Consider the following 24,194-nt stretch of genomic DNA (forward strand, 5'->3'; position numbering starts at 1 on the left):
CACAAAACGCCACCACCCCCGCCGGGGAGAGGCAAAATAAAGCGCCCTATCCGCTTCCGATAGAACCCGTCGCAATTCCGCAAGACGCTTGCGTCACCCTTACCTAAACTTGATCCTGTTGAACCCTCTTACGAAACCGAAAGGAACGACCATGACGACCTCGACCGTGACCCGCCAGACATTCGACGAAGTGATGGTGCCGGTATTCTCCCCCGCGCCGTTCGTGCCGGACCGTGCAGAGGGCTCGCGCGTGTGGGACACGGCCGGCCGCGAATACGTGGATTTCGCCTGCGGCATCGCCGTCACGTCGCTCGGCCACGGCCACCCGGAACTGCTGAAGGTCCTGGACGAACAAGGCCGCAAGCTCTGGCACATCGGCAACGGCTACACGAACGAGCCGGTGCTGCGCCTCGCGAAGCGCCTCGAAGCGCTGACCTTCGCCGACCGCGCGTTCTTCGCGAACTCGGGCGCGGAAGCGAACGAAGCCGCCCTCAAACTCGCGCGCCGCGTCGCATTCGACCGCCACGGCGCCGACAAATACGAAATCGTGTCGTTCGTCCAGTCGTTCCACGGCCGCACGTTCTTCACGGTCAGCGTCGGCGGCCAGCCGAAATACTCGGAAGGCTTCGGCCCGGTGCCGGAAGGCATCAAGCACCTGCCGTTCAACGACATCGAAGCGGCCAAGGCCGCGATCGGCCCGCAAACCTGCGCGGTGATCGTCGAGCCGGTGCAGGGCGAAGGCGGCGTGATCCCGGCCGATCCGGCCTTCCTGAAGGCACTGCGCGAAGCGTGCGACGCCAACGACGCAGTGCTGATCTTCGACGAAGTGCAGACGGGCGTCGGCCGCACGGGCCAGTTCTACGCATACATGGACACGGGCGTCACGCCGGACATCCTCACGACCGCGAAGGCACTCGGCAACGGTTTCCCGATCGGCGCGATGCTGACGACGAACGAACTGGCCGCCCACTTCAAGGTCGGCGTGCACGGCACGACGTACGGCGGCAACCCGCTCGCGTCGGCGATCGCGGACAAGGTCGTCGAGCTGATCGGCGACCCGGCGCTGCTCGAAGGCGTGCGCGAACGCAGCGTGCGCCTGAAGGGCGCGCTGGAACGCATCAACGCACGCTTCGGCATCTTCAAGGACATCCGCGGCAAGGGCCTGCTGGTCGGCGCGGAACTCACCGCCGCATTCGACGGCCGCGCGAAGGACTTCGTCACCGCCGCCGCCGAGAACGGCCTGATCATGCTGATCGCGGGCCCGAACGTGCTGCGCTTCGTGCCGTCGCTCGTGATCCCGTTCGACCTGCTCGACGAAGGCGTGAAGCGCTTCGAGAAGGCAGTCGAGCAGGTGCTCGCGGCCCAGGAAGCCACCGCGCGCTGAGCGGCGCGCCCATCGCAGACAGGAACGACGATGCTATTTGTTCGCCCCGGCAAACTCACGGATCTCGATGCGCTCGCGCACATGGCGCGCACCGCGCAGCCGGTCCTGCACTCGCTGCCGCACGATCGCGCGGCGCTCGAAGCGCGCGTGGCGCTCTCCGAGGATTCGTTTCGCGCGGACGTCGACTTCGCCGGCGAGGAGTTCTACCTCTTCGTGCTCGAGGATTCGTCGACGGGCAAGCTGCTCGGCACGGCGAGCATCGTGGCCGCGGCCGGCTACTCGGAACCGTTCTACGCATTCCGCAACGATGCACTGATCCACGCGTCGCGCGAGCTGCACGTGAACCGCAAGATCCACGCGCTCACGATGTCGCACGAGCTGACCGGCAAGAGCCGGCTGGCGGGCTTCTACGTCGATCCGTCGCTGCGCGGCGACGCGGCCGCGCACCTGATCTCGCGTGCGCGGATGATGTACATCGCCGCGAACCGCCGCCGCTTCACGCCGGAAGTGTTCACGCTGCTGCTCGGCGTGAGCGACAGCACGGGCGCATCGCCGTTCTGGGAAGCGGTGGGCCGCAAGTTCTTCGGCCGCAACTTCACCGACGTCGACATCGCGTCGGGCGGCCGCAGCCGCACGTTCATCGCGGAAGTGATGCCGGCGTATCCGCTCTACGTGCCGCTGCTGCCGGAAGCCGCGCAGCGCGTGCTCGGCGAGCCGAACGAAACGGCGCTGCTCGCGTACGACATCCATCTCGAGGAAGGCTTCGAGCCGGACCGCTTCGTCGACATCTTCGACGCGGGCCCCGTGCTGACCGCGCAGGTCGACCGCACCGCATGCGTGAAGCACGGCGCGGAGCGCACGGTGCGCGAAGCCGCGCATCAGCAGGGCGACGTCGCGTACATGGTGTCGACCGGCAGCGGCGAATCGTTCCGCTGCGTACTGGCCGATCTGCCGGGCGATACGGCCGACGCGCCGCTCGCCGGCGACGTGCGCGCGGCGCTCGATGTGAAGGATGGTGATGTCGTGCGCTGCGTGCCGCTGCACCGCCGTGACGATGAAGATATGAAGGGAGACGCAGCATGATCGTCGTTCGGGTCGTACAAACGGGCGACGTCGACGCGCTCGTGTCGCTCGCGAAGGAAACCGGGCCGGGCCTGACCACGTTCAAGCCCGATCGCGACGCGCTCGCCGCGCGCATCGAACGCACGCGCCGCACGCTCGACGGCGAGGCCGCACCGGGCGAGGCCGGCTACTTCTTCGTGATGGAAGAATCGAAGACGGGCGACATCGCGGGCGTGTGCGGGATCGAGACGCAGGTCGGCCTCGAACAGCCGTTCTACAACTATCGCGTGAGCACGGTCGTGCACGCGAGCCAGGAGCTCGGCGTGTGGACGCGGATGTCCGCGCTGAACATCTCGCACGACCTGACGGGCTACGCGGAAGTGTGCTCGCTGTTCCTGAGCCCGCGTTACCGCACGGGCGGCGTCGGCGGCCTGCTGTCGCGCTCGCGCTTCATGTTCATCGCGCAGTTCCGCGAACGCTTCCCGGAACGCATCTGCGCGGAACTGCGCGGCCATTTCGACGAGGACGGCACGTCGCCGTTCTGGCGCGCGGTCGGTTCGCACTTCTACCAGATCGATTTCAACGCGGCGGACTACCTCAGCTCGCACGGCCGCAAGTCGTTCCTCGCGGAACTGATGCCGCGCTATCCGGTGTACGTCGACCTGCTGCCGCAGGACGCGCAGGACGCGGTCGGCCTCACGCACCGCGACACGCTGCCGGCCCGCAAGATGCTCGAGGCCGAAGGGCTGCGCTACCAGAACCACGTCGACATCTTCGACGCGGGCCCGGTGCTCGAATGCCACGTCAACGACCTGCGCACGGTGCGCGAGAGCGTCGTCGTGCCGGTCGCGATCGGCGTGCCCGACGTGCGGGAAGATACGCCGAAGTCGCTCGTATCGAACACGTCGCTCGGCGATTTCCGCGTCGGCGTCGCGCCGGGCGTGGTCGCGAACGGGGCGTTCGTGCTGTCGACCGACGATGCCGCCGCGCTCGACGTGAAGGCCGGCGATCCGGTCCGCGTGCTGCCGCTCAAAGTCAAACAGGGATAAACGAATCATGACGGAACTCTTCATCGACGGCGCCTGGGTCGCAGGCTCGGGCCCCGTCTTCGCTTCGCGCAACCCGGGCACCGACGCGATCGCATGGCAGGGCGAAAGCGCGTCGGCGGCCGACGTCGACCGCGCGGTCGCGAGCGCGCGCCGCGCGTTCGCCGGCTGGTCGGCGCTCGACTTCGAAGCGCGCTGCGAAATCGTCAAGCGCTTCGCCGCGCTGCTCACCGAACGCAAGGAAGCGATCGCGACCGCGATCGGCCGCGAGACGGGCAAGCCGCTGTGGGAAGCCCGCACCGAAGTCGCGGCGATGGCCGCGAAGGTCGGCATCTCGATCCAGGCCTACCAGGAACGCACCGGCGAGAAGCGCCAGGACATGGCGGACGGCGTCGCGGTGCTGCGCCATCGCCCGCACGGCGTCGTCGCGGTGTTCGGTCCGTACAACTTCCCCGGCCACTTGCCGAACGGTCATATCGTGCCGGCGCTGATCGCGGGCAACACGGTCGTGTTCAAGCCGTCGGAGCTCGCGCCGGGCGTTGCGCGCGCGACGGTCGAGGTGTGGCAGGAAGCCGGTCTGCCGGCCGGCGTGCTGAACCTCGTGCAGGGCGAGAAGGACACCGGCATCGCGCTCGCGAATCACCGGCAGATCGACGGGCTGTTCTTCACCGGCAGCTCGGATACCGGCACGCTGCTGCACAAGCAGTTCGGCGGCCGTCCGGAAATCGTGCTCGCGCTCGAGATGGGCGGCAACAACCCGCTCGTGATCGGCGAAGTCGAGGACGTCGACGCGGCCGTGCATCACACGATCCAGTCGGCGTTCCTGTCGGCCGGCCAGCGCTGCACGTGCGCACGCCGCATCTTCGTGCCGCAGGGCGCGTTCGGCGACCGCTTCCTCGCACGCTTCGCCGACGTCACGTCGAAGATCACGGCCGACGTGTTCGACGCCGATCCGCAGCCGTTCATGGGCGCGGTGATCTCGGCACGCGCGGCCGCCAAGCTCGTCGACGCGCAATCGCGCCTGATCGAGCAGGGCGCGCAGCCGATCATCGCGATGACGCAGCGCGATCCGCGCCTGGGCTTCGTGAACGCGTCGATCATCGACGTGACCGGCGTGGCGAACCTGCCCGACGAAGAGCACTTCGGCCCGCTCGCGCAGATCGTCCGCTACGCGACGTTCGACGAAGCGATCGAGCGCGCGAACGACACGGCGTTCGGCCTGTCGGCCGGCCTGCTCGCCGACGACGCCAACGCTTGGGACCACTTCCGCCGCACGATTCGCGCCGGGATCGTCAACTGGAACCGACCGACCAACGGCGCATCGTCCGCCGCGCCGTTCGGCGGCACGGGCCGCTCGGGCAACCATCGGCCGAGCGCGTACTACGCGGCCGACTATTGCGCATATCCGATGGCGTCGGTGGAAAGCACCCAACTGACCTTGCCCGCGAGCCTGTCGCCGGGCCTGCATTTCTGATCGAGGGAACGACGATGAACGCACAAGAAGCCAATTTCGACGGACTCGTCGGCCCGACCCACAACTACGCCGGGCTGTCGTTCGGCAACGTGGCGTCGCTCAACAACGAGAAGTCGGCCGCGAATCCGAAGGCCGCCGCGAAGCAGGGGCTGCGCAAGATGAAGCAGCTCGCGGATCTCGGCTTCGCGCAAGGCGTGCTGCCGCCGCAGGAGCGCCCGTCGCTGCGCCTGCTGCGCGAGCTCGGCTTCTCCGGCAAGGACGCGGACGTGATCGCGAAGGCCGCGAAGCAGGCGCCCGAGCTGCTCGCAGCGGCGAGCTCGGCGTCGGCGATGTGGACCGCGAACGCGGCGACCGTCAGCCCGTCGGCCGACACGAGCGACGGCCGCGTGCACTTCACGCCGGCCAACCTGTGCAGCAAGCTGCATCGCGCGATCGAGCACGAAGCGACGCGCCGCACGCTGTCGACGCTGTTCGCCGATCCCGCGCACTTCGCGGTGCACGAGGCGCTGACGGGCACGCCGGCACTCGGCGACGAGGGCGCGGCCAACCACACGCGCTTTTGCGCCGAATACGGCCTGCCGGGCGTCGAGTTCTTCGTGTACGGCCGCGCGGAATACCGACGCGGCGTGGAGCCGAAGCGCTTCCCGGCGCGCCAGACCTTCGAGGCGAGCCGCGCGGTCGCGCATCGCCACGGTCTCGCCGAAACGGCGACGGTCTATGCGCAGCAGGATCCGGACGTGATCGATGCAGGCGTGTTCCACAACGACGTGATCTCGGTCGGCAACCGCGACACGCTGTTCACGCACGAGCGCGCGTTCGTCAACAAGCAGGCGATCTACGACACGCTGACGGCCACGCTCGACGCGCGCGGTGCGCGGCTGAACGTGATTGAGGTGCCCGATGCGGCCGTGAGCGTGAACGATGCGGTCACGTCGTACCTGTTCAACAGCCAGCTGCTGTCGCGCGCGGACGGCTCGCAGGTGCTCGTCGTGCCGCAGGAATGCCGCGAGAACGCGAACGTTGCCGCCTATCTCGACCAGCTCGCGGCCGGCAACGGCCCGATCCGCGACGTGCTCGTGTTCGACCTGCGCGAAAGCATGAAGAACGGCGGCGGCCCGGCTTGCCTGCGCCTGCGCGTCGTGCTGAACGACGCCGAGCGTGCGGCCGTCACGTCGAACGTGTGGATCAACGACACGCTGTTCGCGTCGCTCGACGCGTGGATCGAAAAGCACTACCGCGACCGTCTCGCACCGGAAGACCTCGCCGATCCGACGCTGCTCGACGAATCGCGCACGGCGCTCGACGAGCTCACGCAGATCCTGCGCGTCGGGTCGCTGTATGACTTCCAGCGCTGAGTCCCGCGCGCCGGCCGCCGTGCTGCTCGACGACTTCCTCGCGTTCACGCTCGCGGGCGACGCGCCGGCCTCCGACGGCGGCGTGTGCGCGAACGGCGCGGTGCGCTGGCATTGGCTCGGCGACGGGCTGCTCGCGCTCGAGCCGGCAGCGGACGAAGCGGGCGCTGCGGCGCGTGCGAGCGTGCTCGTGTCGGCCGGCGTGCATGGCGACGAGACCGCGCCGATCGAGCTGCTGTCGATGCTCGTGCGCGATCTCGCGGCGGGCACGCTGCCGCTCGCGTGCCGCCTGCTCGTCGTGCTCGGCAACGTGCCGGCGATGCGCGCGGGCGCACGCTATCTCGACGACGACCTGAACCGCCTGTTCAGCGGCCGTCACGCGCAAGTGCCCGCGAGCCGCGAAGCGCCGCGCGCGGTGCAGCTCGAAGCGGCGGCCGCCGCGTTCTTCGCGGCCGCGCCGGCAGGCAGCGCGCGCTGGCACGTCGACATGCACACGGCGATCCGCGCATCGGTGTTCGAACAGTTCGCGCTGCTGCCCCACACGGGCACGCCGCCGGCCCGCAAGATGGTCGAATGGCTCGGCGATGCGCGCATCGCGGCCGTGCTGCTGCATACCGCGAAGGGCAACACGTATTCGCATTACACGGCCGAGCACTGCGGCGCGCTCGCGTGCACGCTCGAACTCGGCAAGGTGCGGCCGTTCGGCCAGAACGACCTGTCGCGCTTCGCGCCGGCGGACCGTGCGGTGCGCAGGCTCGTGTCCGGTGCGCCGCGCGACGTCGACGCCGCGTTGCCGCGCGTGTTCACCGTGATCGACCAGATCACGAAGCAGAGCGATGCACTCGAGCTGTTCGTCGCGGCCGACGTCGCGAATTTCACCGCGTTCGCGCGCGGCACGGTACTCGCGCAGGACGGCGACTACCGCTACACGGTGCAGCACGACGAGGAGCGCATCGTGTTTCCGAATCCGGCTGTCAAGCCGGGCCTGCGCGCGGGCCTGCTCGTGGTCGATACGACGCGCGAGACGCTGGCCGCACTCGTCTGATCCAAGGCTGGTGGCGCGTGGCTGCGGGGGCCGCGGCCCCCGCGTCGTCCGGCCGCATTTCCCTTTTTTGCGATCGACGCCCGCATGCCGCGCAGACGGCCCGTGCGTCGCGCTTGCGTATTTGCGACATCGTCTTGCAAGTTCGACGGCGCACCCTGCCGTCATCGTGCACGCAGCGCAGCATCGCGGGCCGGCGGCCGCTTTGCCGTGCCGGGCCGCGCGGATTGGTACAATCGCGGCCTTGCGGCTGTTGCGCCGCATCAAGGCGCGGCATCGGCATTGGCGTCGTCATCCGACCCTGCGATGATGCATGCGCCCGTAGTTCCGGAACATTCGAGTATCGAGGAGAACACCTGATGAAGTTGGATTGGCGTAAAGTGGCCGCGCACGCGGTAGTGGCGGCATCGGCCGTGGCGGCAGGCAGCGCGATGGCAGCGGATCTGAAGGAGATCCGGTTCGGCGTCGAGGCCTCGTACGCGCCGTTCGAATACAAGACGCCCGACGGCAAGCTGACCGGCTTCGACATCGACATCGGCAACGCGGTGTGCGCGAAGCTGAAGACGAAGTGCGTGTGGGTCGAGAACGACTTCGACGGCCTGATCCCCGCGCTGCAGGCGCGCAAGTTCGACGCGATCAACTCGGACATGACGATCACCGACCAGCGCAAGCACGCGATCGCGTTCACCGATCCGATCTACACGATCCCGAACCAGCTGATCGCGAAGCAGGGCAGCGGCCTGCAGCCGACCCCGCAAGCACTGAAGGGCAAGCGCGTCGGCGTGCTGCAGGGCACGATCCAGGAAGCGTACGCGAAGAAGAAGTGGGCGCCGGCCGGCGTCGAAGTCGTGCCGTACCAGACGCAGGACCTGGCCTACGCCGACCTGAAGTCGGGCCGTCTCGACGCGGCGTTCCAGGATTCGGAGGCCGGCTCGAAGGGCTTCCTGTCGAAGCCGCAAGGCCAGGGCTTCGGCTTCGCCGGCGGCACGGTCAGCGATGCCGAGATCCTCGGTTCGGGCGTCGGCTTCGGCCTGCGCAAGAACGACGCGGCGCTGAAGACCGCGCTCGATCAGGCGCTGAAGGAACTGAAGGCCGACGGCACGATCGACAACCTCGCGAAGAAGTACTTCAGCGTGCCGGTCACGCTCAAGTAAGCATTTCGATCCGTCGTACCTGCAGCCGGCCGCTTTTGCGGCCGGTTTGCTTTTGGGGCGCCGCCCGCATCACGCCGATTACGCGGGAAAGAACCGCCCCAGTTCGCGCGCGAGTTCGTTGAGCACGCTCATCTCCTGCTGCGTGATCTTGCGCGCCGGCTGCGCGCCGGCCCAGTCGCCGTACAGCAGGCCGACCGTTTTCGCGCCGACGCGCACCGGCAGCAGCACGAACGCGCGCGTGTCCGGAAGTGCGTCGAGATACCACGCGGGCAGGCGCTTCACCATCTTCGGGTCCTGCGCCTGCTCGATGAAGATGCCGACCGAGTTCGTGATCGCGAGATGGAACACGTCCGGCTCGAAGCGCTCGTCGAAGCACAGCCGGTCGAGCGCCGCATCGACGCCCGGGCCGAAGCCGAGACGCGCGGCGAACGCGCCGTCTTCCCGGCGCACGAACATCACGGTGCGCGTGAACGCGAGGCCCGCGAGCAGGCTTTCCGACGCGAGCGCGAGCACCGGCGTCAGCACGTGCTCGGACGGCAGCGCGCGCAGGTCCGCGAGACCGGCCTCGAGGCATGCCTCGGGATCGGGCTGCGCCCGCGCGATCGCGTCGGCGTTCGCGCGCAGCTCGACGATCTCGCGCATCACGGTGTCGCTCGCTTCCTCGGATGCAAGCCGGTCGGCGATCGCCACCAGCGCGTCGGCGTCGATGTCCAGCTCCTGGCTGTAGTGCTGCGCGAGCACCGCGATGTGCGCGTCGCGCTGCGGCCCCGCGGGCATCGCGAGCGCACCGGCGACATCGGTCGAGCAGCGGCTCACCGCGCGCAGCCAGCGTACGCGGCCGGGGCTGTCGTCGGCGCACGCGTCGCGGGAGCGCTGGCGGTCGGCGTCGTCATCGTCCTCGTCGAGGCTCGCGGCATGCGCGGTACGGCCATCGTCGTCGGCCATCCCGGCGCGGATCACGTCGGGCAGCCGCCAGCTCGCGGCGGCCTCGAGGCCGATCTCGTCGAAGCCGACGCCGAGCACGTCGATGCACGCGGCCGCATCGTCGCCGTCCAGCTCGGCGGCGCGACGGCGGATCCGGTCCCATTCGCTGTCGAGATAGCAGACCACCAGCAGCTTGCCGACCTGGCGCATCAGCGTGCAGACGACGGCTTCCTCGCCGCCGCGCAGCTCCGCATGCTCGGTGAGCTTGCGGGCGACGCAGCCGGACAGCAGCGCGCGGTTCAGCTCGAGCTTCGCGTCGATGCGGCGCGGCGTGCTGTGGTGGAAGTGATCGACGAGCTTCAGCCCGACGACCAGATGGCCGACCGTGTCCATGCCGAGCACCATCAGCGCCCGCGTGACGGTCGTGATGTTGCCGCCGAACGCCATGTACATCGCGGAATTGGCGAGCCGCAGGACTTTCTGTGTGAGCGCGAAATCCGACAGCACGACGCGCACGAGCGCGGTGAAGTCGAGGTCGTCGTTCTTCATCGCGGCCATCGTCGCGCGCAGCGATTCCGACAGCAGCGGGAAGTCGCCCCGTTCGTTCATCCGGGCCCACAGCTTGTCGAGCAGCGCCGTGCGGGGCAGGTGTGCGGTGATTGACATACGGATCTATCCGGTTCGCCGCGCGCGTCAGGCGGCGTGCAGGCGCAGCTGCTGCGCCTCGAAGCGCCGTGCGAGTTCCTCGGACGGCAGCGCCTGGCACACGAGCCAGCCCTGGATGTGGTTGCAGCCCATCTCGGTCAGCAGTTCGCGCTGCGCCTCGGTCTCGACGCCTTCCGCGACGAGCTCGAGATCGAGCGTCTGCGCGAGGCCGACCACCGCCGACACGATCGCGCGGTCGTTGCGCGACGTCAGCAGGTTCTCGACGAAGCTGCGGTCGATCTTCAGCTTCGCGAGCGGGAAGCGCTGCAGGTAGGCGAGGCTCGAATAGCCGGTGCCGAAATCGTCGATCGCGAAGCGGATGCCGAGCTCGGTCAGCTCCTCGAGCAGCCCCTTCGCCTGCACGGGGTCGTGCATCAGCAGGCTTTCGGTGATTTCCAGCACGATGCGGCGCGGGTCGATGCCCGTCAGCGCGATCGCCTCGCGCACGCTCTGCGTGAAGCGCGGGTCGCGGAACTGCTGCGGCGACACGTTGACCGCCACGTACTGCAGCGCGAGCCCCTGGCGATCCCAGGCGACGAGCTGCATGCACGCGGCCTTGAGCACCCAGTTGCCGAGATAGTTGATCAGGCCGATCGATTCGGCGAGCGGAATGAAGGTCGCCGGCGGCACGAGGCCGTGCACCGGATGACGCCAGCGGATCAGCGCCTCGACGCCGTCCACCGCCCCCGACTGGCTGCGCGTGATCGGCTGGAAGTGGAGCGAGAACTCGCCGTTGCGCACGCCGTCGTACAGGTCGGCTTCGAGCTTGAGCCGCTCTGCGTCGGCCGGATCGTCGACCGGCGCGTGAAACGCGAGCGCGTTGCCGCCCGATGCCTTCGCCTGCGCGAGTGCGTGGTCGGCGCGGCGCAGCAGCGGGCTGTGATGCTGCGCGCGATGGGGCGCGGCCCGTTCGTCCGGGTACACGGCGATGCCGATGCTCGCGGACAGGTGGACGGTCTGCCCCTGGTACGCGTAAGGTTCGCGCACCGCGGCCTGCAGCCGGCGCGCGAGCGCGTCTGCGGCATTGCTCGCGTGTGCGCGGTCCGGTGCGGTGAGCACGACCGCGAACTTGTCGCTCGCGACACGCGCGAGCTGCTCGCCGGGCGCGACGAGCGCCTGCAGTCGCTGCGCGGTGTCGCGCAACAGCGTGTCGCCGGCGTCGTAGCCGAGCGCGCGGTTGATGCGCTGGTAGTCGTCGAGGTCGAGCAGCAGCAGGGCGGCACAGGTGCCGCTTTCGTCGGCGGCCTGCTGGGCGCGCATCAGCGCCGGCACGAGTGCGGACAGGTTGCCGAGCCCCGTCATCGGGTCGTGGTGCATCTCGTACGTCAGGCGGGCCTCGAGCGCACGCCAGGCCGACACGTCGAACGCCGCGATCGCGAAGCCGTCGACGCCGTGGTGGCGGCTCTTGAACGCGCGGACCTCGACGTCGAGCGGATAGGTGAGCGACTTGACGATGCACATCGTCGCCTTCTCGACCTGGCCGGAGCGCGCGGCGCGTGCAAGCAGGCCTTCGAGCGTCGCGGTATCCTGTTCCGCGATCAGGTCGCGCAGCGTCAGCGTGTGCAGGTAGTCGCGGTGATAGCCGATGAAGCGCAGGCTCGCATCGGACACGTACAGGAAACGCAGCTCGCGGTCGACATGGGCGAGGAAGTCCACCGTGCCGACCGTCTGTTCCAGCCAGTTGCGCACGGTGTCGTCGCGGCGCGGCGCGCCGGCGCGCGCAGGCATCAGCGCGCCGCCCGACCAGGCGAAGCGGCGCAGCGTATGCAAGGCATTGCGCCAGGAGCCCTTGCGTGGCGTCTGTTTCCTGTTGGCTTCCATGTGTCTCGCTGACGTGAAGGGCTGGAACTGGTTGTCCGGAAGAAATAACGGCAGGCTGCGCGAAATCTTTAACCGGCCGGCCGCGGCTGGCACGGCCGCTGGACCGGGTCGCGCACATCGGCGTTCGACAGGCGAACGCCGATGCGGCCTACATCGAGGCTGACTTTATAAGAAATGAGGACGCAGATGAAGCGAAAACTATGGGTGGGCGCCGCGGCGGCGCTGCTGGTGGCCGGCCATGCGCGGGTCGCGCAGGCGGAACTGAAGCCGGGCGCCGCGGCGCCCGACTTCACGACGCAGGCGTCGCTGGGCGGCAAGACTTACACGTACTCGCTGGCCGATGCGCTGAAGCACGGACCGGTCGTGCTGTACTTCTACCCGGCCGCGTTCACGAAGGGCTGCACCATCGAGGCGCATGCGTTCGCGGATGCGGTCGATCGTTACAAGGCTTACGGCGCGACGGTGATCGGCGTATCCGCGGACAACATCGACACGCTGACGAAGTTCTCGGTGAGCGAGTGCCGCAGCAAGTTCCCGGTCGCGGCCGATCCGGATGCGAAGATCATCCGCGAATACGACGCGAAGCTGCCCGCGCTCGATCGCGCGAACCGCGTGTCCTACGTGATTTCGCCGGAAGGGAAGGTGTTGTACGAATATACGAGCCTGTCGCCCGACAAGCATGTCGAGAACACGCTCGGCGCGGTGAAGGCGTGGGCCGACGCGCATCCGAAGCCGTAAGCAGCCACGAGCAGGCGGTCAGCCCGCCGTAAAGCGGCCCGCTTCGCGGGCCGCAGGCGCGATGACACGCGGCCGCCCCGTGGCGGCGCGGGCAGGCCGGGCAAGCGTCAGGCGCGCAATGCCTGTTCGATCGGCACGCTGCCGCCGACGAAGCCGATGACCTTGCGCGAAATGCCCAGCTTGATCGCCTCGATCGCGGCCCACGCGACATCCTGGCGCGACACCGGCGGCGCTGCGTCGAGCGGCTCCTCGGTCAGCGCGATCTTGCCGACGCCCGGGCCGTCCGCGAGCGGGCCGGGGCGCAGGATCACGTAATCGATGCCCGACGCGATCACGCGGTCGTCGCCTTCGCGCTTCATCTGCGAGTAGTGGCGCAGCGCGTCGCCGCTGCGCTCCGGCCAGTACGCGGTCAGCGAACTGATCACGACCAGCTTCTGCACGTTGTAGGCGAGCGCATGCTCGGCCGCGCGCGCGACCGCGTCGCGGTCGATCTGCTCCTCTTCGGCGGCGCCTTCCGATTCCGCCGAGCCGGCCGCGTAGATCACGTGCGTGATGCCCTGGAACGCGTGCGAGAAATCGCCCGTCAGATCGGCCTCGACGACCTTCGCGCCCGGCAGCGCATAGCCGTGCCGGCGCACCAGCGCAGTCACCTCGAATTCCGGCTGCTCCAGCAGCAGATCCGCGCAGGCCCGGCCGGTGCGGCCGGTCGCGCCAATCAGCAATACCTTCGTCGTCATGAAACCGCTCCTTGCTCGATGCGTCGTCCTTCCAGATAGGGACGGACGACCGATACTCAAGTGTATGTCGATCGGGGCGGCGGCGCTCGGGTAATTGGGGCTGTACCGCACCGAAACGGCCGGCGCGGCGCCCCGTCTCCGCGCGCTCGCGCGCACGGATCGCGGAATCGCCCCGCCGACCGGCTATCATGTGCGCGATGCATTTTTCGCCGCCAGGCAATACAACGCGGCGACCAACCGGTTGGAGTACACATGGCATTACCCCTGGACAACGTCAGCATGGCCGTGTTCTGCGACTTCGAGAACGTCGCGCTCGGCGTGCGCGACGCGAAGTACGAGAAATTCGACATCAAGCCCGTGCTGGAGCGGCTGCTGCTGAAGGGCAGCATCGTCGTGAAGAAGGCGTATTGCGACTGGGAGCGCTACAAGGGCTTCAAGGCCTCGATGCACGAGGCGAGCTTCGAGCTGATCGAGATTCCGCACGTGCGCCAGTCGGGCAAGAATTCGGCCGACATCCGGCTCGTCGTGGACGCGCTCGATCTCTGCTACACGAAGTCGCACGTCGATACGTTCGTGATCATCAGCGGCGACTCGGATTTCTCGCCGCTCGTGTCGAAGCTGCGCGAGAACGCGAAGAAGGTGATCGGGGTCGGCGTGAAGAAGTCGACGTCGGACCTGCTGGTCGCGAACTGCGACGAATTCATTTTCTACGACGACCTGGTGCGCGAGCAGCAGCGCGCGCTGGCGAAGCGCGAACAGCAGCGCACCGGCAACGGCGGCGCGAAGCGCGCCGACGAGCCGTCGCGCAAGCCGGAACTGGAAGTGCGCCGCAGCGAGGCGATCGCGCTCGCGGTCGAGACGTTCGATGCGCTGGCGTCGGAGCGCGACGACGTCGGCAAGATCTGGGCGTCGGTGCTCAAGAGCGCGATCAAGCGCCGCAAGCCGGACTTCAACGAGTCGTATTACGGTTTCCGCGCATTCGGCAACCTGCTCGACGAAGCGCAGGCGCGCGGCCTGCTCGAGGTGGGTCGCGACGACAAGTCGGGCGCGTTCGTGTCGCGGCCACGCCAGTCCGCGGCGGCGGCCGAGCCGGTGGCGGCGGCGCGCGATACGGGCGGCGCGCAGCACGGTCACGGCGGGCGCCACGGGGAAGCCGCAACGGCCGAGCGCGAGCCGCGGCGCCGCGGGCAGCAGGCGGAAGCGGCGGTCGGCGAAAGCGTGCGGGTCGATGCGGACGAGGCGGACGTCGTCGACGTCGTGAACGAAGCGGCGCTCGTGCCGGCCGCGACGGCCGACGCGAATGAGGCGGCCGACACGCACGGTGACGCGAAGGACGGCCGCAAGCGCGCGCGCAAGACCGCGGCGAAGAAGGCAGGGGCGAAGAAGGCCGGCGTGAAGCAGGCGGGCGATGCGAAGGGGGCCGGCCGTCACACGGCGGCGAATCCGGACGAGGCCGCGCACGGCGGTGCGAAGCACGGTGGCGACAAGCACGCGGAAGGCAAGCACACCGAAGGCAAGCATGCGGAAGGCAAGCAGGCAGTAGCGACGCATCGCGACGCGGACCACGGTGAGGACCGGCACATCGCGGCGCAGCACGCGGTGCCGACGGCCGGCGAGTACGGTGCGTCGGCGGCTGCCGCGCAGCCGTCGCACGAGGCCGCACCGGCGGCCGAATCGACCGGTGAAGCGGCCGCCGACGCGGCAACCGGCGCCAAGCCGAAGAAGCCGGCCCGCAAGACGGCGACCCGCGCGCGCCGTCCGCGCAAGACGGCTGCCGCCGCCGAGTAACGGAGTCAGCGGGCGTCAGGGCGGGGCGGCGTCCGACCAAGGGCGCTGCCCGCGCCGCCGCGTCGGCCGGTGCAACACCGGCCGACGCGCTTCGTTATCCGTTCAGCACGTACGGCCGCGTCATCACCTCGAGGAAGTGACCGTCCGGATCGTCGAAATACACACCCCGCCCGCCGTCATGGCGGTAGATCTCACCGGGCTGCCGCTTCGCCGGATCCGCCCAGTGCGGCAGGCCGCGCGCGCGAATGCGCGCGAACACGCGGTCGAAGCCGGCCTCGTCGGTCAGGAACGCGTAGTGCTGGGCCGTGATCTCTCCCTCTTTTTCATAAAAATCGAGCGACACGCCGTTGTCGAGCTGGACGACCAGCATCGCGCCGAACGGCGTCGGCGCCGGCAGTTCCAGAAGTTCGGTCAGGAAGCGGCTCGATGCGTGCTTGTCGCGGCACCAGACGATCGTATGGTTCAGCTGGACGTTCATGGCGGGTCCCGGGGACGGGGCGCGAGGGTGGGCATGGACACACGATAGTCGATCGCCGCCGGCGTGCAAGCCGGATGGGCGGCGAGCGCGGCGGCCACGACGGCGGCTGGTGCGGCGGCCGTCAGCGAATCGTCGTCTGCAACGATCTGGACGATCGGCTACTTTTTCGGGAGCAAAGGTCATTGGCGTGGCTTTTTGCGCCGCCAAGAATCCCTGTCAACCATCGCCGCCATCCGCCGGATGACGAACCGGCGATGCGCAACAGGGAGACAGACGATGCGCTTCACGCTGAACGGCCAGCCGTTCGATTTCGACGGCGATCCCGATACGCCGCTGCTGTGGGTCATACGCGACGCGGCCCGGCTTACCGGCACCAAATACGGCTGCGGCATCGGCGCGTGCGGTGCCTGCACCGTGCATCTCGACGGCGAGGCCGCACGCTCGTGCGTGCTGCCGGCCGCAAGCGTCGCGGGTCGCGCGGTCACGACGATCGAGGGGCTGTCGCACGATCGCTCACACCCGGTGCAGCGCGCGTGGATCGAGAAGGACGTGCCGCAGTGTGGCTACTGCCAGTCGGGGATGGTGATGGCCACCGCCGCGCTGCTCGCGCGGCATCGCAAGCCGACCGACGCGCAGATCGACCAGGCCGTCACGAACCTGTGCCGCTGCGCGACCTATCAACGCATTCGCGAGGCCATCCATGTCGCGGCCGGCTGACGCGGTGCGGGTGCTGCACACGCCGAATGCATCGCGGCGCGTATTCCTGAAGGGCGGCGTCGCGCTGGCGGGCAGCCTGCTGCTGCCGCTCGCGATCGGCGACGTCGTGCAGGCGGCCGGCGACGGCGCACGCTTTCGCGAGATCAACGACTGGGTGCGCGTCGACGCTGACGGCAGGACGATCATCGGCCTGTCGCAAGCCGAAGTCGGGCAGGGCGTCTACACGGGGCTGCCGCAGGTGCTCGCCGACGAGATGGATGCCGACTGGCGCAGCGTGACGATCGAATTCGTCACGGGGCGCGACGCGTACCGGATCGACGCCGCGAACGAGGCGCCGCAGCAGTTCGTCGGCGCATCGATGTCGGCGACGATGTTCTACACGCGGCTGCGCATCGCGGGCGCGCAGGCGCGCTCGGCGTTCCTACGGGCCGGTGCCGCGCGGCTCGGCGTGCGCGACACGCAGTGCGTGACGCGCGACGGCCGTGTCATCCATGCGCCGAGCGGCCGGTCGCTGTCATATGGCGAACTCGTCGATGCCGCCGCGAAGCTGCCGCACGACCCGCAGCCGCGCCTGAAGCCGGAATCCGCGCACACGCTGATCGGTCGTCCCCTGCACAAGCTCGACGTGCCCGCGAAAGTCGATGGCAGCGCGATCTACGGCATCGACGTGCAGGTGCCCGATATGCTGGTCGGCGCGCTGGCGATGGCGCCGACGCTGAACGGCCGGCCGACGGCCGTGAAGAATCGCGACGCGTTGCGTGCGATGCCCGGCGTCGCGGACGTCGTGCTCGCGAAGGACGCGGTGATCGTTGTCGCGCATACCTACTGGCAGGCGAAGAAGGCGTGCGACGCGGCGGACATCGTGTGGGATGCGGGCCCGACGCCGGCGTTCGACAGCGCGACGATTCTCGCGCAGTGCAAGGGCGCGCTGCAGGCGGAGCACGCGGCGGTCGCGACGACGATCGGCGAGCCCGCTCGCCGGCTCGCCGAGGCCGGCACGCTCGTCGAAGCCGACTACCACACGCCGTACATCGTTCACGCGACGATGGAGCCCGTCAACGCGACCGTGCACGTGCGGGCGGACGACATCGAGGTGTGGGGGCCGATCCAGGGGCAGGACAAAGTGCGCTGGACGCTGTCGTCGCTGTTCGGCATGCCGGCCGAGCGCATCCTCGTCAACACGACGTTTCTTGGCGGCAGCTTCGGCCGCAAGTACGTGCCCGATTTCGTCGTGCATGCGGCCGTCGCGTCGAAGGCGGTCGGGCGGCCCGTGAAGGTGATCCGCTCGCGCGAGGACGACATCCGTCACGGCTTCTATCGGCCGTGCGCGTCCGCGCGGTTGCGCGCCGCGCTCGGCAGCGACGGGCTGCCGGTCGCGCTGCATGCGCGCGTCGCGGGCCACTCGCTGTATGCGGCGATCAAGCGCGACCGCTACGAGAAGGCGGGTGGCTGGGACGAGACGATGCTCGACGGCTTGTACGACCTTTGCTACGACGTGCCGAACCTGCTGGTCGACTCGGTCACGGTGATGCAGCCGATTCCGGTCAGCTTCATGCGCAGCGTCGGCAGCACGTCGACGGTGTTTTTCCTCGAGAGCTTTGTAAACGAACTCGCGCACACGGCGCGGGCCGACCCCGTGCGATACCGGCGCGCGTTGCTCAAGCACGACCCGCTCGCGCTGCGCGTGCTCGACGCGACGGCCGCGCGCGCGAACTGGTTCGGCCGCGCGCCGGCCGGCCTGTCGCGCGGCGTCGCGTATTCGTTGTACACGGGGCGCGGCGGCGCGTTCCGCACGTACGTCGCGACGATCGCCGAGGTGCGCGTGACGGGCGGCAACGTGAAGCTCGAGCGGATCGTGTGCGGGATCGACTGCGGCCGCGCGATCAATCCGCTGCTGATTCGCGAGATGGTCGAAGGCGGCGTCGGCTTCGCGCTGACCAATACGTTCCGAAGCGAGATCACGTTCGCGCACGGCGCGGTCGTGCAGCGCAATTTCGCGGACTACCCGCTGCTCGGTCTGGCCGCGATGCCGAAGATCGACGTCGTGATCGTCGACAGCGATCGCGACCCGCAAGGCTGCGGCGAAGTCGCGTTGCCGCCGGTCGCACCGGCCGTCGCCGACGCGATCTGGCATGCGACCGGCGAGCGGCCGCGCTCGATGCCGTTCGCCACGCCGCTCGTGACCTGAGCTTTCCGGTGTTCCCCCAAGGCCGGCGGCGTGCGATGCGACGCCGGTCAATATCAAGCATAACTACACGACTGGTCTGGAGACTTCCATGAAAACCTTCCGCACGGCCGCGACGGCCGTTTCGTTCGCGGCGGCCGCCGCTGCCGTGTCGCCGGGCGCGCATGCGCAGAGCAGCGTGACGCTGTACGGCATCGTCGATACCGGCGTCCAGTACTACAACAACGCGGCGGGCGGCGGCTCGGTCGCCGGCATGCCGTCGCTGACCGGCGAGGTGCCGTCGCGCTTCGGGTTGCGCGGCGTCGAGGATCTCGGCGGCGGCTATCGCGCGTTCTTCGTGCTCGAGAACGGCTTCGCGCTGAACTCGGGCGCGCTGAACTACGGCGGCCGGCTCTTCGGCCGGCAGGCGAACGTCGGCATCGAATCGCCGTACGGGGCGCTCACCCTCGGGCGGCAGATGAACATGTCGATGCTGGTGCTGCTGAACGCCGACGTGATCGGCCCGTCGATTCATTCGATGGCGAGCTTCGACAGCTATCTGCCGAACGCGCGCAGCGACAACGCGGTCGGCTATCTCGGCCACTTCGGCGGCCTGACGCTCGGCGGTACCTACAGCACCGGGCGCGACGGCGCGGGCCCGGCCGGCCCGTCGGCCACGAACTGCGCGGGCAACGTGGCGGGCGATCCGGTCGCCTGCCGCCAGTACACGATGATGGTCGCGTACGACGCGCCGCAGTTCGGCGCGGCCGCTTCGTACGACGTGATGCACGGCGGCGCGGGTGCGTCGGCGCCGCTGTCGAGCCCCGGCTATACGGACACGCGCACGATCGTCGACGCGTACGTGAAATTCGGCATCGCGAAACTCGGCGCGGGCTGGATCCGCCGTAACACGGCGGCCGCGACGCACAGCCAGTCGGACATCTTCTTCGCGGGCGGCACGGTCTACGCGACGCCGGCGCTATCGTTCGACGCACAGGCGGTGCGCTACCTGCTGCGCGGCCGCTACGACTCGAACCTGTTCGTCGCGCGCGCCAATTACAGCCTGTCGAAGCGTACGATGCTCTATACGTCGGTCGGCTACATGACGAACAGCGCACTCGGCACGTCGGCGGTGGCGGCCGGCGGCACCGTCGGCGCCGGCCGGAACCAGGTCGGCGTGATGGCGGGCATCCAGCAGCGCTTTTGAGCCGCCGGCACGCACCACGGAGACTCCGACGATGACGACCGATCTTCTCAGCGACGTGCTGGCCGATCTGCGGGCCGATGCGGTCGTCACCGGGCGCTTCACGTTGAGCGCACCGTGGGCGATCCGCAAGCCGGCCGTCGCGGGCGCACCGTTTCGCACCTGCGCGGGCAGCCCGTTCTTCCTCTCGGTCGCCGGTGCCGCGCCCGTGCACGTGGGGCCGGGCGACTTCGTGCTGCTGCCGCACGGCGACGAGCACGTGATGGCGTCGTCGCTCGACGAGCCACCGGTGCTGTTCGATACGTTGATGGCGGACAAGGGCATCCGGCCGCGCTTCGACACGCCGCTCGAATTCGCCGCGGGCGGTGGCGGCGCGACCAGCGACCTCTATACCGGGATCGTCATTTATCGCGACCTCGTGCGCAGCCCGCTGTTATCCGTGCTGCCGCCACTGATCCACGTCCGCGCGAACGACGCGGCCGTCGCGCCCTGGCTCGCGAGCACGCTGCAGAGCTTCATCGAGGAGTCGATGGCGTGCCAGCCCGGCTGGGCGGTCGCCGCGACGCGTCTCGCCGACGTGCTGTTCGTGCAGCTGTTGCGCGCGCACCTGCAGTCGTCGGCAAATCATACGGGCTGGCTGCGCGGCCTGACCGATCCGCAGATCGGCCGTGCGATGGCGCTGATGCATCGCGACCCGCGCCGCAACTGGCAGCTCGCGAGTCTCGCGGCCGAGGCCGGCATGTCGCGCTCGCGCTTTTGCGCGCGTTTTGCGGAACTGGTCGGCGAGACGCCGATCGTCCACCTGACCGCCTACCGGATGTATCTGGCGAGCGGCGAGCTCGCGCACGGCAAGCTGCGGCTGATCGAGGTTGCCGAGCGGGTCGGCTACACGTCGGAGAAGGCATTTGCGCGCGCGTTTCATCGCTGGTCGGGAATGGCGCCGCGCCGCTATGCGCGCAACGCAAAGGATCTGTATGACCTCGCGCGACATGGATGACGGCGCGTCGCGCTATCGCGAGCCCGCGCTTGCGCGCAGGCTCGCGATTCTCGAAGCGGCCGCGTGCCGTTACTCCCCGGCCACCGCCGGTCCGCCCGAATTGCCGCGGCGGTTGCGGCGCTTTTCGCCCCACACGCGGAACCGGTCCATGTACAGATAGACGACCGGCGTCGTATAGAGCGTCAGCACCTGCGACATGATCAGGCCGCCGGCGATCGCGATCCCGAGCGGCGCGCGCAGCTCGGCGCCGTCGCCGTGGCCGAACGCGAGCGGCAGCGCGCCGAGGAGTGCCGCCATCGTGGTCATCATGATCGGCCGGAAGCGCAGCAGGCACGCCTCGTGGATCGCATCGAACGACGATTTGTTGCCGTTGCGCGTCTGGTCGATCGCGAAGTCGACCATCATGATCGCGTTCTTCTTCACGATACCGATCAGCAGGATCACGCCGATCAGCGCGATGATGCTGAACTCGGTCTTGAACAACAGCAGCGCGAGCAGGGCGCCGACGCCGGCCGACGGCAGCGTCGACAGGATCGTGATCGGGTGGATGTAGCTCTCGTACAGGATCCCGAGCACGATGTAGACGGCCAGCAGCGCCGCGAGAATCAGGATCGGCTGGTTGTTCAGCGACTGCTGGAACGCCTGCGCGGTGCCCTGGAAGCTGCCGACGATCGTTGGCGGCACGCCGATCTGCGCCATCGTCTGGTAGATCACCTGGGTCGCCTGCGACAGCGACACGCCCGGCGGCAGGTTGAACGAGATCGTCGTCGCGACGAACAGCCCCTGGTGGTTGACCGACAGCGGCGTCGTGCTCGGGCCGAAGGTCGCGATCGCGGACAGCGGAATCATCGTCGACTTCGACGTCGACACCGCCGCGCCCGACGACGCGCTCGACTTGCCGCTCGACGCGATCGAGTTCAGCGCCTGGTTGCGCGCGGAATCGGACGCGATCGCCGCGGCGCTCGTCGCGGCCGTGCCGGCGCTCGACGTGCCGGCCGAGGTCGCGACGAAGGTGCCGGCCGCCGCGTTGGTGGTCTGCGAGCCGTTCGCGCTGCCGCCCGACGTGCTGATCCACACCTGGTTCAGCATCTCCGGGCTCTGCCAGTATTTCGGCGCGACCTCCATCACGACGTGGTACTGGTTCAGCGGGTTGTAGATCGTCGAGACCTGGCGCTGGCCGAACGCGTCGTACAGCGTGTTGTCGATCTGCGCGGGCTTGATGCCGAGCCGCGCGGCGCTCGCGCGGTCGATCGTCACCATCGCCTCGAGGCCGCCTTGCTGCTGGTCGGAGTTCACGTCGGTCAGCTCGGCGCGCTTCTGCAGCGCCTCGGTCAGGAGCGGCGCCCACTTGTACAGTTCGGCGCTCGAATCGCCGAGCAGCGTGAACTGGTACTGCGCGCTGCTTTGCCGGCCGCCGACGCGGATGTCCTGCGCGGCCTGCAGGAACGTGCGCGCGCCCGCGACGTCCGACAGCGGCCTGCGCAGCTGCTGGATCACCTGGTCGGCCGACAGCTTGCGCTCGGTGCGGTCCTTCAGCGTGACGAACATGAAGCCCGAGTTGGTCTGCGTGCCGCCGGTGAAGCCCGCGACGCTCTTCACGTTCGGGTTCGCCTGCACGATCCGCATCATCTCGGCGAACTTCAGCTTCATCGCCTGGAACGAGGTCGACTGGTCGGCCTGGATGCCGCCGATCATCAGCCCGGTGTCCTGCTGCGGGAAGAAGCCCTTCGGCACGATGATGTACAGGTAGACGTTCAGCCCGATCGTCGCGAACAGGATCAGCAGCACCAGCAGCGGGCGGCGCAGCGCCCACGACAGCGAGCGCTCGTAGCCGCGCTGCATCCGCGTGAAGAAGCGCTCGAGGAAGCGGCCGAGGCGGCCTTCCTCCTGCACGTCGTGCGCTTCGCGCAGCAGCCGCGCGCACATCATCGGCGTGACGGTGAGCGACACTGCGAGCGACACGCCGATCGCGAGCGACAGCGTCAGTGCGAACTCGCGGAACAGCCGCCCGACGATGCCGCCCATCAGCAGGATCGGCAGGAACACCGCGACGAGCGAGATGCTCATCGACAGCACGGTGAAGCCGACCTCGCGCGCGCCGTCGAACGCGGCCTGCAACCTCGGCTTGCCGTTCTCGATGTGGCGCGTGATGTTCTCGAGCACGACGATCGCATCGTCGACGACGAAGCCGGTCGCGACGATCAGCGCCATCAGCGACAGGTTGTCGATCGAGAAGCCGAGCAGGTACATCGCGCCGAACGTGCCGACGATCGAGATCGGCACCGCGACGCTCGGGATCAGCGTCGCGCGCCAGTTGCGCAGGAACAGGAACACGACCATCACGACCAGGCTGACCGCGATCAGCAGCGTGTGCTCGGTGTCCTTCAGCGACGCACGGATCGTCGTCGAACGGTCGAGCACCGGCGTGACCGTGATGTCGGCCGGCAGCGACGCGGTGAGCTGCGGCAGCGCCGCGCGCACGCGGTCGATCGTCTCGATGATGTTCGCGCCGGGCGAGCGGTAGAGGATCACGAGCACCGCGCGCTTGCCGTTCGACAAACCGAGGTTGCGCAGGTCCTCGACGCCGTCCACGACCTCGGACAGGTCGGACAGCCGCACGGCCGCGCCTTTGCGGTAAGCGACGACGAGGTCGCTGTACTGCGACGCCTGCGACGCCTGGTCGTTCGTATAGAGCTGGTAGTGCTTCGGGCCGAATTCGATCGCGCCCTTCGGGCTGTTGGCGTTCGCGGACGCGAGCGCGGCGCGCACGTCCTCGAGGCCGATCCCGTAGTGGAACAGCGCATGCGGCTCGAGCTCGACGCGCACGGCCGGGTTCGCGGAGCCGCTCACCGACACCTGGCCGATCCCGTCGATCTGCGACAGCGACTGCTGCAGCACCGTCGATGCGGCGTCGTACAGTTTCGCGGGCGACGACGTTTCCGACGTGAGCGACACGATCATGATCGGCGAGTCGGCCGGGTTGACCTTGCGATACGTCGGGTTGCTCCTGAGCGACGCGGGCAGGTCGGCGCGCGCCGCGTTGATCGCGGCCTGCACGTCGCGCGCGGCGCCGTCGATGTCGCGGTTCAGCCCGAACTGCAGGATGATCCGCGCGTTGCCGACGGTGCTGGTCGACGTCATTTCGCTGACGTCGGCGATTGAGCCGAGGTGCCGCTCGAGCGGGCTCGTCACGCTGGTCGCGACCGTCTCGGGGCTCGCGCCGGGCAGCGACGCCTGCACCGAGATGGTCGGGAAGTCGACCTGCGGCAGCGGCGACACCGGCAGCCGGATGAACGCGAACAGGCCCGCGAGCGCGACGCCGAGCGCGAGCAGCGTCGTCGCGACGGGGCGGGTGATGAAGGGGCGCGACAGGTTCATGTCGGCACTCGCTGGGCCGCCGCGTGTTC

The 24,194-nt window shown here is 68.9% G+C and carries 18 protein-coding genes; 13 read left to right on the forward strand and 5 right to left on the reverse strand.

What is annotated here, in order from left to right:
- Window positions 1-151 precede the first annotated feature (151 nt).
- From U4012_RS11390 to U4012_RS11420, 7 genes are all read left to right on the forward strand, one after another.
- Entirely contained in the window at window positions 152-1,384 is a 1,233-nt protein-coding gene (locus U4012_RS11390) for an aspartate aminotransferase family protein (protein WP_044849125.1), read from the forward strand.
- A 30-nt stretch (window positions 1,385-1,414) separates the two neighbouring features.
- Window positions 1,415-2,467, forward strand: a complete 1,053-nt coding sequence (gene aruF, locus U4012_RS11395; protein WP_044849126.1) for an arginine/ornithine succinyltransferase subunit alpha — start codon at window positions 1,415-1,417, stop codon at window positions 2,465-2,467.
- Window positions 2,464-3,495 carry an arginine N-succinyltransferase gene (gene astA / locus U4012_RS11400; RefSeq protein WP_321798503.1) on the forward strand — a complete coding sequence of 344 codons (1,032 nt, stop codon included), beginning with the start codon at window positions 2,464-2,466 and terminating at the stop codon, window positions 3,493-3,495. Before aruF ends, astA begins: the two co-directional genes overlap by 4 nt.
- Before the next feature lie 7 nt (window positions 3,496-3,502).
- The gene (gene astD / locus U4012_RS11405) at window positions 3,503-4,966 is read left to right on the forward strand and encodes a succinylglutamate-semialdehyde dehydrogenase (protein ID WP_321798505.1); all 1,464 of its coding nucleotides are present in this window, start codon (window positions 3,503-3,505) and stop codon (window positions 4,964-4,966) included.
- Window positions 4,967-4,980: 14 nt separating this feature from the next.
- Window positions 4,981-6,321: an N-succinylarginine dihydrolase gene (gene astB / locus U4012_RS11410; RefSeq protein WP_044849129.1), complete on the forward strand. Its 1,341-nt coding sequence runs from the start codon at window positions 4,981-4,983 to the stop codon at window positions 6,319-6,321.
- Window positions 6,305-7,363 carry a succinylglutamate desuccinylase gene (astE, locus tag U4012_RS11415; RefSeq protein ID WP_321798508.1) on the forward strand — a complete coding sequence of 353 codons (1,059 nt, stop codon included), beginning with the start codon at window positions 6,305-6,307 and terminating at the stop codon, window positions 7,361-7,363. The genes astB and astE overlap by 17 nt, the downstream gene beginning before the upstream one ends.
- A gap of 356 nt (window positions 7,364-7,719) precedes the next feature.
- Window positions 7,720-8,514, forward strand: a complete 795-nt coding sequence (locus tag U4012_RS11420) for an ABC transporter substrate-binding protein (protein ID WP_044849131.1) — start codon at window positions 7,720-7,722, stop codon at window positions 8,512-8,514.
- A 78-nt stretch (window positions 8,515-8,592) separates the two neighbouring features.
- On the opposite strand, the gene U4012_RS11425 is transcribed toward U4012_RS11420, so the two are convergent.
- Together U4012_RS11425 and cdpA are read right to left on the reverse strand one after the other, a co-directional pair.
- The gene (locus U4012_RS11425) at window positions 8,593-10,104 is read right to left on the reverse strand and encodes an HDOD domain-containing protein (RefSeq protein WP_044849132.1); all 1,512 of its coding nucleotides are present in this window, start codon (window positions 10,102-10,104) and stop codon (window positions 8,593-8,595) included.
- A 27-nt stretch (window positions 10,105-10,131) separates the two neighbouring features.
- Window positions 10,132-11,871 carry a cyclic di-GMP phosphodiesterase CdpA gene (gene cdpA, locus U4012_RS11430; RefSeq protein WP_193759872.1) on the reverse strand — a complete coding sequence of 580 codons (1,740 nt, stop codon included), beginning with the start codon at window positions 11,869-11,871 and terminating at the stop codon, window positions 10,132-10,134.
- 279 nt (window positions 11,872-12,150) lie between these two features.
- On the opposite strand from cdpA, the gene U4012_RS11435 reads away from it, so the two are divergent.
- Window positions 12,151-12,702: a peroxiredoxin gene (locus U4012_RS11435; protein ID WP_321798511.1), complete on the forward strand. Its 552-nt coding sequence runs from the start codon at window positions 12,151-12,153 to the stop codon at window positions 12,700-12,702.
- Between the two features lie 107 nt (window positions 12,703-12,809).
- Here the strand turns inward: U4012_RS11435 and U4012_RS11440 are convergent, their stop codons facing one another.
- Window positions 12,810-13,439 (reverse strand): SDR family oxidoreductase, encoded by a 630-nt coding sequence (locus tag U4012_RS11440; RefSeq protein WP_124487395.1) that lies wholly within the window; start codon window positions 13,437-13,439, stop codon window positions 12,810-12,812.
- Window positions 13,440-13,691: 252 nt separating this feature from the next.
- Between U4012_RS11440 and U4012_RS11445 the strand changes: the two genes are divergently transcribed.
- Window positions 13,692-15,227, forward strand: a complete 1,536-nt coding sequence (locus U4012_RS11445) for an NYN domain-containing protein (protein ID WP_321798515.1) — start codon at window positions 13,692-13,694, stop codon at window positions 15,225-15,227.
- Window positions 15,228-15,321: 94 nt separating this feature from the next.
- Here U4012_RS11445 and U4012_RS11450 read toward each other — a convergent pair whose 3' ends face one another.
- A complete protein-coding gene (locus tag U4012_RS11450) occupies window positions 15,322-15,705 on the reverse strand; it encodes a VOC family protein (protein WP_374692660.1) in 384 nt (127 codons plus the stop codon).
- A gap of 276 nt (window positions 15,706-15,981) precedes the next feature.
- Between U4012_RS11450 and U4012_RS11455 the strand changes: the two genes are divergently transcribed.
- The 4 genes from U4012_RS11455 to U4012_RS11470 all read left to right on the forward strand — a co-directional run bounded on the left by U4012_RS11455 (window position 15,982) and on the right by U4012_RS11470 (window position 20,787).
- Entirely contained in the window at window positions 15,982-16,422 is a 441-nt protein-coding gene (locus tag U4012_RS11455; RefSeq protein ID WP_321798519.1) for a (2Fe-2S)-binding protein, read from the forward strand.
- The gene (locus tag U4012_RS11460; RefSeq protein WP_321798521.1) at window positions 16,406-18,610 is read left to right on the forward strand and encodes a xanthine dehydrogenase family protein molybdopterin-binding subunit; all 2,205 of its coding nucleotides are present in this window, start codon (window positions 16,406-16,408) and stop codon (window positions 18,608-18,610) included. Before U4012_RS11455 ends, U4012_RS11460 begins: the two co-directional genes overlap by 17 nt.
- 88 nt (window positions 18,611-18,698) lie before the next feature.
- The gene (locus U4012_RS11465) at window positions 18,699-19,793 is read left to right on the forward strand and encodes a porin (RefSeq protein WP_321798523.1); all 1,095 of its coding nucleotides are present in this window, start codon (window positions 18,699-18,701) and stop codon (window positions 19,791-19,793) included.
- Between the two features lie 31 nt (window positions 19,794-19,824).
- Window positions 19,825-20,787, forward strand: coding sequence for an AraC family transcriptional regulator (locus U4012_RS11470; protein WP_321798525.1), 963 nt, complete (start codon window positions 19,825-19,827; stop codon window positions 20,785-20,787).
- 69 nt (window positions 20,788-20,856) lie between these two features.
- Here U4012_RS11470 and U4012_RS11475 read toward each other — a convergent pair whose 3' ends face one another.
- Window positions 20,857-24,165, reverse strand: a complete 3,309-nt coding sequence (locus U4012_RS11475) for an efflux RND transporter permease subunit (protein ID WP_321798527.1) — start codon at window positions 24,163-24,165, stop codon at window positions 20,857-20,859.
- Between the last annotated feature and the right edge of the window lie 29 nt (window positions 24,166-24,194).

Source organism: Burkholderia sp. BCC1988 (assembly GCF_905339895.1).
GTDB lineage: Bacteria > Pseudomonadota > Gammaproteobacteria > Burkholderiales > Burkholderiaceae > Burkholderia.

What these genes read in the sequence shown, in the direction of transcription:
- astE (WP_321798508.1), top strand. Translation starts at nt 6,305, where the DNA reads ATGACTTCCAGCGCTGAGTCCCGCGCGCCGGCCGCCGTGCTGCTCGAC.
- cdpA (WP_193759872.1), bottom strand. Translation starts at nt 11,871, where the DNA reads ATGCCTGCGCGCGCCGGCGCGCCGCGCCGCGACGACACCGTGCGCAAC.
- astD (WP_321798505.1), top strand. Translation starts at nt 3,503, where the DNA reads ATGACGGAACTCTTCATCGACGGCGCCTGGGTCGCAGGCTCGGGCCCC.
- U4012_RS11445 (WP_321798515.1), top strand. Translation starts at nt 13,692, where the DNA reads ATGGCATTACCCCTGGACAACGTCAGCATGGCCGTGTTCTGCGACTTC.
- astB (WP_044849129.1), top strand. Translation starts at nt 4,981, where the DNA reads ATGAACGCACAAGAAGCCAATTTCGACGGACTCGTCGGCCCGACCCAC.
- U4012_RS11455 (WP_321798519.1), top strand. Translation starts at nt 15,982, where the DNA reads ATGCGCTTCACGCTGAACGGCCAGCCGTTCGATTTCGACGGCGATCCC.
- astA (WP_321798503.1), top strand. Translation starts at nt 2,464, where the DNA reads ATGATCGTCGTTCGGGTCGTACAAACGGGCGACGTCGACGCGCTCGTG.
- U4012_RS11470 (WP_321798525.1), top strand. Translation starts at nt 19,825, where the DNA reads ATGACGACCGATCTTCTCAGCGACGTGCTGGCCGATCTGCGGGCCGAT.
- U4012_RS11460 (WP_321798521.1), top strand. Translation starts at nt 16,406, where the DNA reads ATGTCGCGGCCGGCTGACGCGGTGCGGGTGCTGCACACGCCGAATGCA.
- U4012_RS11425 (WP_044849132.1), bottom strand. Translation starts at nt 10,104, where the DNA reads ATGTCAATCACCGCACACCTGCCCCGCACGGCGCTGCTCGACAAGCTG.
- U4012_RS11420 (WP_044849131.1), top strand. Translation starts at nt 7,720, where the DNA reads ATGAAGTTGGATTGGCGTAAAGTGGCCGCGCACGCGGTAGTGGCGGCA.
- U4012_RS11440 (WP_124487395.1), bottom strand. Translation starts at nt 13,439, where the DNA reads ATGACGACGAAGGTATTGCTGATTGGCGCGACCGGCCGCACCGGCCGG.
- U4012_RS11450 (WP_374692660.1), bottom strand. Translation starts at nt 15,705, where the DNA reads ATGAACGTCCAGCTGAACCATACGATCGTCTGGTGCCGCGACAAGCAC.
- aruF (WP_044849126.1), top strand. Translation starts at nt 1,415, where the DNA reads ATGCTATTTGTTCGCCCCGGCAAACTCACGGATCTCGATGCGCTCGCG.
- U4012_RS11465 (WP_321798523.1), top strand. Translation starts at nt 18,699, where the DNA reads ATGAAAACCTTCCGCACGGCCGCGACGGCCGTTTCGTTCGCGGCGGCC.
- U4012_RS11435 (WP_321798511.1), top strand. Translation starts at nt 12,151, where the DNA reads ATGAAGCGAAAACTATGGGTGGGCGCCGCGGCGGCGCTGCTGGTGGCC.
- U4012_RS11475 (WP_321798527.1), bottom strand. Translation starts at nt 24,165, where the DNA reads ATGAACCTGTCGCGCCCCTTCATCACCCGCCCCGTCGCGACGACGCTG.
- U4012_RS11390 (WP_044849125.1), top strand. Translation starts at nt 152, where the DNA reads ATGACGACCTCGACCGTGACCCGCCAGACATTCGACGAAGTGATGGTG.